The sequence below is a fragment of the Brachybacterium nesterenkovii genome, assembly GCF_900163655.1.
Lineage (GTDB): Bacteria > Actinomycetota > Actinomycetes > Actinomycetales > Dermabacteraceae > Brachybacterium > Brachybacterium nesterenkovii.
The window spans coordinates 21,621-28,608 of the sequence record NZ_FWFG01000004.1; the positions used below are offsets into that span (position 1 = coordinate 21,621).

Consider the following 6,988-nt stretch of genomic DNA (forward strand, 5'->3'; position numbering starts at 1 on the left):
GGGAATACCTTTCGGAGGGTACTGCGTCGTGGGGACAGGCTACAGGGAAACCGTGGCCGCGGTCAGCGGCGCCCGTCGGCTGTGGTATTGAGCGTCTTCGCGCCCGCGCTCTCGGGCGCCGGTGCCGCTGCCGGTCCCTCGCCTGCGGAGTCCGGGAAGACGAAGCGCCCGTACGTCACGTAGCGGAACGACGTGGAGACGACCTGGCCGACGAGCGTGCCGGAGATGTTGTCGGCCAGCGGGGAGTCGAGACCGAGGACGTAGCGGGAGAAGGCGAGGCAGCCCAGCTGCAGCGCCGACGCGATGAGGTTGACGATCACGAACGCGACGATCGAGCGTCCCGTGCGGGCGACCGAGCGGTCGGAGAACGTCCACAGCCGGTTGCCGAGGTAGGTGAGCACGCTCGCGAAGGCGATCGTGAGCACCTTCGCGGTCACGGGATGGGAGAAGAGCAGGCCGTGCCCCCAGCCGTCGACCGGATGCCAGAAGACGAGCAGGTTGTACATCGCCGCGTCGACGAAGAACACGACGCCGCCGACGACGAGGAACTTCAGGCTCGATCCGAGGTGCCGCGCGATGAGCGCGCGCAGGCGCGCGAGGGGCCCGTTCGGGGCGGCGGGAGAGGACGGCACGCGCCGCACTGTACCGGGCCTGCTCCGAGCGGCGCCGCCCTTCCGCTGTCGTCGTTGAGGCGGCTCTCCGCTGGCGGTCCGTTCCGTGCGGGGACTGCTGGTGAGAGCGGGCGTCATCGTCGGTATCGCGCGCGTAGCATTCCCCCTGTTCCCGTCCCCGCCCTCAGGAGGCTCCGCATGATCCCCGTCGCCCTGACCATCGCCGGTTCCGAGGCCACCGGAGGCGCCGGCGCGCAGACCGACCTCAAGACGTTCCACCAGCTCGGGACCTTCGGCACCGCGGCGCTGACCTGCATCGTCTCCTTCGATCCGAACAACGGCTGGGGCCACCGCTTCGTGCCCGTCGACCCGCAGGTGATCAAGGACCAGGTGGAGGCCTCCACCGCCGTCCACGACATCGACACCGTGAAGATCGGCATGCTCGGCACGCCCGCGACGATCGACGCCGTGGCCGAGGCCCTCGACGCCCAGGAGTGGAAGCACGTGGTGCTGGACCCGGTGCTGATCTGCAAGGGCCAGGAGCCGGGCGCCGCGCTCGACACCGACAACGCGCTCAAGGAGCGGATCCTGCCGCTCGCGACGTTCGTGACGCCCAACCACTTCGAGTCGATGACGCTGTCCGGGATGGACGCGATCGAGTCCGTCGAGGACCTCAAGGAGGCCGCGCGTCGCATCCACGAGAGCTCGGGCGCCGTGGTCCTCGCCAAGGGCGGCGTGGTGCTGCCGGGCGAGGACGCGGTGGACGTGTTCTACGACGGCGAGCAGATGGTCGAGCTGCGCAGTCCGAAGGTGGGGGAGGAGCGCGTTTCGGGCGCGGGCTGCACGCTGGCCGCGGCCGTGACCGCGGAGCTCGCCAAGGGCGCGACGCCGCTCGAGGCCGCGCGCACCGCCAAGGCCGTCGTCGACAGCGCGATCGCGCATCGTCAGGGCGGCCACGCCCCCTTCGAGGCCGTCTACCAGGGCGCCTACGCGGGCTGATCAGGTCAGCGTCACGAGCCGCTCGCCCTCGCGGTAGGCCGCGAACATGGCGGGGGAGTTGTGGGCGACCACGACGCCGGTCGGCCCCGCCGCGATCAGGCCGCCCGAGGCGCCGCGCGCCGTGAGCTCCGCGGCGATCGTCGCCTCGATCGCCGCGAGCGGCTCCTGGCCGGCGTAGGCGATGCGGGCCGTGACGTCGTGGGCGACCGCTCCGCGCAGGAACGCCTCGCCCTCGCCCGTGCACGACACCCCGATGACGCCGTCGCGCGCGAAGGTGCCGGCGCCGATGATCGGGGTGTCCCCGACCCGGCCGTCGGCCTGGCCGACCATGCCGCCCGTCGAGGTCGCGGCGGCGATGCGTCCCTCGGCGTCGATCGCGACCGCGCCGACGGTGCCGTGGCGCGGCGCCTCCTGGCGCGCGGCGAGGACGCGCCGGAGCTGCGCGAGCCTCGCCTCGGTCACGAAGTGCTCGGGGTCGACGGTCTCGAGCCCCCAGGAGCGGACCAGCTTGGCCGCCGGGGCGACCAGCAGGACGTGGTCGGTGCGCTCCATGACGGCGCGCGCCGCCTGCACCGGGTTGCGGGCCCAGCGCGAGGCGGCGACGGCGCCGGCCGCGCCGTCGCCGGTCATCACGGACGCGTCCAGCTCGGCCCGCCCGCTCGCGGTGAGCGCGGCGCCGCGGCCCGCGTTGAACAGCGGATCGTCCTCGAGCGCGGCGACCGTCGCGCACACCGCGTCGAGCGCGGCGCCGCCCGCGGCTAGCACCTCCTCGCCGGCGCGGTGCGCCGCCGCGAGCCCCGCGTCGTAGTCCGCCTTGACCTCGAGCGAGAGCTCCTCGACCCGTCCGCCCGCGCCGCCGTGCAGCACGAGGGCGAAGCCGCGCTCGTCGAGGGGTGCGGTGAGGGTGCGCGGGGCGGTAGTCATGGGATCTCCTGGGGTCGGGGCGTGTGCGCCCGGATGGTGGGCGGGGGAGGGCCGTGCCTCCACGGTAGGACCGCCGGAGGACGCGGCGCTCGCACGGCCGGCGCCCGCGGCGGGCTCCGGTCACGAAGTGGTCTCGATATGTGAATCCGAGTTTCGCCGGGTGGACACATCGGGGGTCGGGGCTCATTCTCAACCTATGACGAACGATGTGAGCTCGAGCGGCGAGGCCCTCATCTCCGTGCGCGGCGTCGACAAGTACTTCGGCGACTTCCAGGCCCTCAAGGACATCGACCTCGACATCCACCGCGGCGAGGTGGTCGCCCTGATCGGCGCGTCGGGCTCCGGCAAGTCCACCCTGTGCCGCTGCATCAACCGGCTCGAGACCATCACCTCGGGCACCATCACGATCGACGGCAAGCCGCTGCCCGAGGAGGGCAAGGACCTCGCGAAGCTGCGCTCCGAGGTGGGCATGGTCTTCCAGTCCTTCAACCTCTTCCCGCACATGCGCGTGGTCGACAACGTGACCCTCGGCCCGATCAAGGTCAAGGGCGTCGCCAAGGCCGAGGCCCAGAAGCAGGCAATGGAGCTGCTCGCGCGCGTGGGCCTGCAGGGCAAGGAGCACAACCTGCCCGCGGCCCTCTCCGGCGGCCAGCAGCAGCGCGTCGCGATCGCCCGCGCGCTCGCCATGCAGCCCAAGGCCCTCCTGTTCGACGAGCCCACCTCCGCCCTCGACCCCGAGGTCATCAAGGAGGTGCTCGACGTCATGCAGGAGCTCGCTGAGGCCGGCATGACGATGCTCGTGGTCACGCACGAGATGGGCTTCGCGCGCCACGTGTGCGACCGCGTCGTGTTCATGGACTCCGGCGAGATCGTCGAGGAGGCCGAGCCCGAGCAGTTCTTCACCGCCCCCAGCTCCGAGCGCGCCCAGGCGTTCCTGTCCAAGATCCTGGCCCACTGATCCCGGCGCCCGTGCGCCACCGCAGTCCGCAGTCCCTCTCGAACGGAGAAGTCCGATGAACCCCTCGACCCGCCCCTCGCGCCGCGCCCTGCTGGGTGCCGCCGCCCTCCTGCCCGTCGGCGCCGCGCTCGCGGCGTGCTCCTCGAGCGGCTCCGACGCCCCCGCCATCGGCGGCTCCGGAGGCTCCGACGGAGGCGGCGGCTCGAACGTCGGCTCCGACTACGACGAGATCATCGCGGGCGGCCCCGTCGCCGACGACGCGACGGTCTCGGGCAGCGAGTGGGCCCAGGGCATCAAGGAGGCCGGCAAGCTCAAGCGCGGCGGCACCACGACCGGCCAGATCTTCTCGCTCAAAGACCCGTCGACCGGCAAGGTGACCGGCTTCGACGCCGGCATCACCCAGCTGCTCGCCCAGTACATCCTGGGCAAGGACTCGACGGAGAAGATCGACTACCTCGACACCACCGTCGAGACCCGCGAGACCATGCTCCAGAACGGCACCGTCGACGTCGTCGTCGCGACCTACTCGATCACGGCGCCGCGCATGGAGAAGGTCAACTTCGCGGGCCCGTACTACTCCTCGGGCGCGGCCATCCAGGTGCGCTCGGACGATGACTCGATCACCTCGGTCGACGACCTCAAGGGCAAGAAGATCACGACCGAGTCGGCCTCGACCGGGTACGACGCCATCATGAAGCACGTCCCGGACGCCCAGGACTCCGACATCCAGCAGTTCGCCGAGAACGACCAGTGCATCGCCGCGCTCAAGCAGAAGCGCGTCGACGCCTACGTGCTCGACCAGTCGATCCTGCTGTCCAACGCCGTCGCCGACGACTCCCTCAAGGTGGTCGGCGAGCCCTTCACGAAGGACCCCTACGGCATCGGCCTGTCCAAGGACCACGAGGACTCCCTCGACTTCGTCAACGGCTTCCTGCAGAAGATCTACGACGACGGCACCTGGGCCAAGCTGTGGAAGGCCACCATCGGCCAGGTCGTCGAGGGCGACACCCCGGCGCCGCCCACGATCGGCGACACCGCCGCCACCGAGTGACAGCGCGTCCGTCGTGCGCGCCGGTGCGCGCGCACGACGGACCGACCGATGAGAGGAGGCCGAGCCCATGGACGCGATCACCGACAACATCCCGGCCCTGCTGCACGGGATCGGCACGACGTGCCTGCTCACGATCCTGGGATACGCGTTCTCGCTCGTCTTCGGGACCCTGCTGGCCGTGTGCCGCGTCAGCCCGATCCCGCCGCTGCGCTGGGCCGCCACGGTCTACGTCGAGATCTTCCGCAACATGCCGATGCTCTCCCTGCTCGTGCTGCTCGCCTTCGGCATGCCCGACGCGGGCCTCTTGCTCCCGCTGTTCTGGACCGGCGTGCTCGCGCTCGTGCTGTCGGGCTCGGCGTTCGTGTGCGAGACGGTGCGCTCGGGCATCAACACGGTCCCGATCGGCCATGCCGAGGCCGCACGCTCGATCGGCCTCGGTTTCTTCGGCGTCCTCCGGTTCGTCGTGCTGCCCCAGGCCTTCCGCACGATGGTCCAGCCGCTCGTCAACATCTTCATCGGCACCGTGATCGGCTCGTCGCTGTGCGCGGCCGTCGCGGTGCCCGAGCTGACCTACCAGACCCAGGCGATCAACAACCAGTACGCGCAGGCCGTGCTCATGTTCCTGTTCGTCGGGGCCGTCTACCTGTGCCTGGCCTTCGCGGGCGGCCTCGTCGGCTGGCTGCTCGAGCGCCGCCTGTCCCCGACCCGCCTGCTCAACCGTCACACCACGCGGATCGGAGCCGGAGCATGAGCGCGAGCGCCACCCGAGTCCTGTTCGACGAGCCCGGGCCTCGCGGGCGCCGGCGGATCCTGCTGCTGTCGCTCCTGAGCGCGCTCGCGATCCTCGGCGTGATCGCCGTGGGCCTGTACCAGTTCGGGGTCAACGGGCAGCTCGCGGCCGATCGCTGGGCACCGTTCCTGCGTCCGGACTACATCGCCTTCCTCGGCCAGGGGGCCAAGGGCACGTTCCTGGCCACGGCCGTGGCCGCCGTGTTCGCGTTCCCGCTCGCGCTCCTGCTGGCCCTCGGCCGGCTCAGCCCGTTCCTGCCGCTGCGCTGGGTCACGACCGCGTGGATCGAGGTCTTCCGCTCGATCCCGATGCTGCTCGTCGTCTACTTCTTCCTGCTCGCCCTGCCGGGTCCGCCCTTCAACGTCACGTTCCCGGTGTTCTGGATGCTCGTGATCCCGATGATCCTGGTGTCCTCGGCCACGACCGCCGAGGTGTTCCGCGCCGGCATCCGCGCCGTGGACCGCGGACAGTCCGAGGCGGCCGCGTCGATCGGCCTGACGCATGCCCAGTCCCTGCGCTACGTCGTGATCCCGCAGGCGATCCGCCTGGTCCTGCCGAGCCTGATCCTGGCCCTCGTCTCCCTCCTCAAGGACTCGACGCTCGGCTTCGTGGTCAGCTACAACGAGCTGCAGTACCAGGGCAAGTCGCTCGTCGCGTACACGCACTTCCTGATCCAGACCTATCTGATCGTGGCCTTCATCTACGTCGCGCTGAACTTCGTGCTGACCCAGTTCGCGCATTGGCTGGACCGTCGCATGCAGCGGCGCGCCGCCTCCACCACGGGCTCGCTGGTCGACTGACCGACCCGCCCGCGCCCGTCCCACTCCGCCCGTCCTCGGAAGCAGGTCCTGCCCCATGTGCCGTCTCCTCGGCGTCGTCACCCGTGAGCACACCCCCCTCAGGGAGGCCGTCCCCGACGAGCTGCCCCTGTTCACCGCCCTCTCGGAACGGCACAAGGACGGGTGGGGAGTGGCCTGGTACTCCTCGAACTCGTCGGAGTCCGCGCCCGTGCTCGAGGTGCGCAAGGGGATCGACACGGCCCGGGTCTCGAACGAGTACGGCCAGGCGGTCGCGGACGCCGACGGGGAGCTCGTGATCGTGCACCTGCGTCGCGCGAGCGTGGGCCTGGGCCTCTCGCTCGACAACACCCATCCCTTCGTCGAGGGCGATGTCGCGTTCGCCCACAACGGCCAGTTCGACATGCCCGAGGGGTTCCGCGAGCGCGTGCTGGCGCGCGGCGGCCGCGGCGTGCAGGGCACGACGGACTCCGAGCTCTACTTCTCGCTCGTCACCGCGCACGCCCGCGAGGTGGGCTGGGCGCTCGCCGTGCAGCGCGCCGCGCAGGACGTCACGCAGTGGGTCCAGGAGCTCGGCGGACGCTACCCCGAGGGGCTCAACTGCCTCGTGGTGACACCGCACGAGCTCGTCGCCTACGCCCAGTCGGACCCCGCCCAGCTGCTCGAGGACTCGACCTGGGACACCTACGACCTGCGCTGCCTGGTCGAGGAGCATCGCGTGATCGTGAGCTCCTCGGGCTACCCGCAGGACGCCTTCGTCTCGATCCCGCAGGGCAACGCGCTCACGATCCACCGCGGCACGCTCGGCGTGGACGTGCGCTCCCCGCTCGAGGGCTTCGAGCTCGCCCCGGCCCAGGC

Annotated in this window: 8 protein-coding genes; 6 read left to right on the forward strand and 2 right to left on the reverse strand. The window is 71.0% G+C overall.

Translation table 11 applies throughout. The features are described 5' to 3' along the window. Positions 1–62 precede the first annotated feature (62 nt). Positions 63–632, reverse strand: coding sequence for a GtrA family protein (locus tag FM110_RS00350; RefSeq protein ID WP_234991797.1), 570 nt, complete (start codon positions 630–632; stop codon positions 63–65). Between the two features lie 177 nt (positions 633–809). On the opposite strand from FM110_RS00350, the gene FM110_RS00355 reads away from it, so the two are divergent. Further along, the gene (locus tag FM110_RS00355; RefSeq protein ID WP_087101571.1) at positions 810–1,610 is read left to right on the forward strand and encodes a hydroxymethylpyrimidine/phosphomethylpyrimidine kinase; all 801 of its coding nucleotides are present in this window, start codon (positions 810–812) and stop codon (positions 1,608–1,610) included. Here FM110_RS00355 and FM110_RS00360 read toward each other — a convergent pair whose 3' ends face one another. Then, positions 1,611–2,534: an isoaspartyl peptidase/L-asparaginase family protein gene (locus FM110_RS00360; protein ID WP_087101573.1), complete on the reverse strand. Its 924-nt coding sequence runs from the start codon at positions 2,532–2,534 to the stop codon at positions 1,611–1,613. Between the two features lie 196 nt (positions 2,535–2,730). Here FM110_RS00360 and FM110_RS00365 point away from each other — a divergent pair, with 196 nt between their 5' ends. The 5 genes from FM110_RS00365 to FM110_RS00385 all read left to right on the forward strand — a co-directional run. Further along, positions 2,731–3,492: an amino acid ABC transporter ATP-binding protein gene (locus tag FM110_RS00365; protein WP_087101575.1), complete on the forward strand. Its 762-nt coding sequence runs from the start codon at positions 2,731–2,733 to the stop codon at positions 3,490–3,492. A gap of 55 nt (positions 3,493–3,547) precedes the next feature. Further along, on the forward strand, positions 3,548–4,543 hold the full coding sequence (locus tag FM110_RS00370; RefSeq protein ID WP_087101577.1) for a glutamate ABC transporter substrate-binding protein: 996 nt from the start codon (positions 3,548–3,550) through the stop codon (positions 4,541–4,543). A 67-nt stretch (positions 4,544–4,610) separates the two neighbouring features. Continuing rightward, complete coding sequence (locus FM110_RS00375) at positions 4,611–5,294, forward strand: amino acid ABC transporter permease (protein ID WP_087101579.1); 684 nt, start codon at positions 4,611–4,613, stop codon at positions 5,292–5,294. Next, positions 5,291–6,133 (forward strand): amino acid ABC transporter permease, encoded by an 843-nt coding sequence (locus FM110_RS00380; protein ID WP_087101581.1) that lies wholly within the window; start codon positions 5,291–5,293, stop codon positions 6,131–6,133. Before FM110_RS00375 ends, FM110_RS00380 begins: the two co-directional genes overlap by 4 nt. 55 nt (positions 6,134–6,188) lie before the next feature. Continuing rightward, on the forward strand, positions 6,189–6,988 hold an 800-nt coding region (locus FM110_RS00385; RefSeq protein WP_087101583.1), incomplete at its 3' end, for a class II glutamine amidotransferase.

Coding starts and splice junctions, on each gene's coding strand:
- FM110_RS00380 (WP_087101581.1), top strand. CDS start 5,291: ATGAGCGCGAGCGCCACCCGAGTCCTGTTCGACGAGCCCGGGCCTCGC.
- FM110_RS00370 (WP_087101577.1), top strand. CDS start 3,548: ATGAACCCCTCGACCCGCCCCTCGCGCCGCGCCCTGCTGGGTGCCGCC.
- FM110_RS00375 (WP_087101579.1), top strand. CDS start 4,611: ATGGACGCGATCACCGACAACATCCCGGCCCTGCTGCACGGGATCGGC.
- FM110_RS00365 (WP_087101575.1), top strand. CDS start 2,731: ATGACGAACGATGTGAGCTCGAGCGGCGAGGCCCTCATCTCCGTGCGC.
- FM110_RS00360 (WP_087101573.1), bottom strand. CDS start 2,534: ATGACTACCGCCCCGCGCACCCTCACCGCACCCCTCGACGAGCGCGGC.
- FM110_RS00355 (WP_087101571.1), top strand. CDS start 810: ATGATCCCCGTCGCCCTGACCATCGCCGGTTCCGAGGCCACCGGAGGC.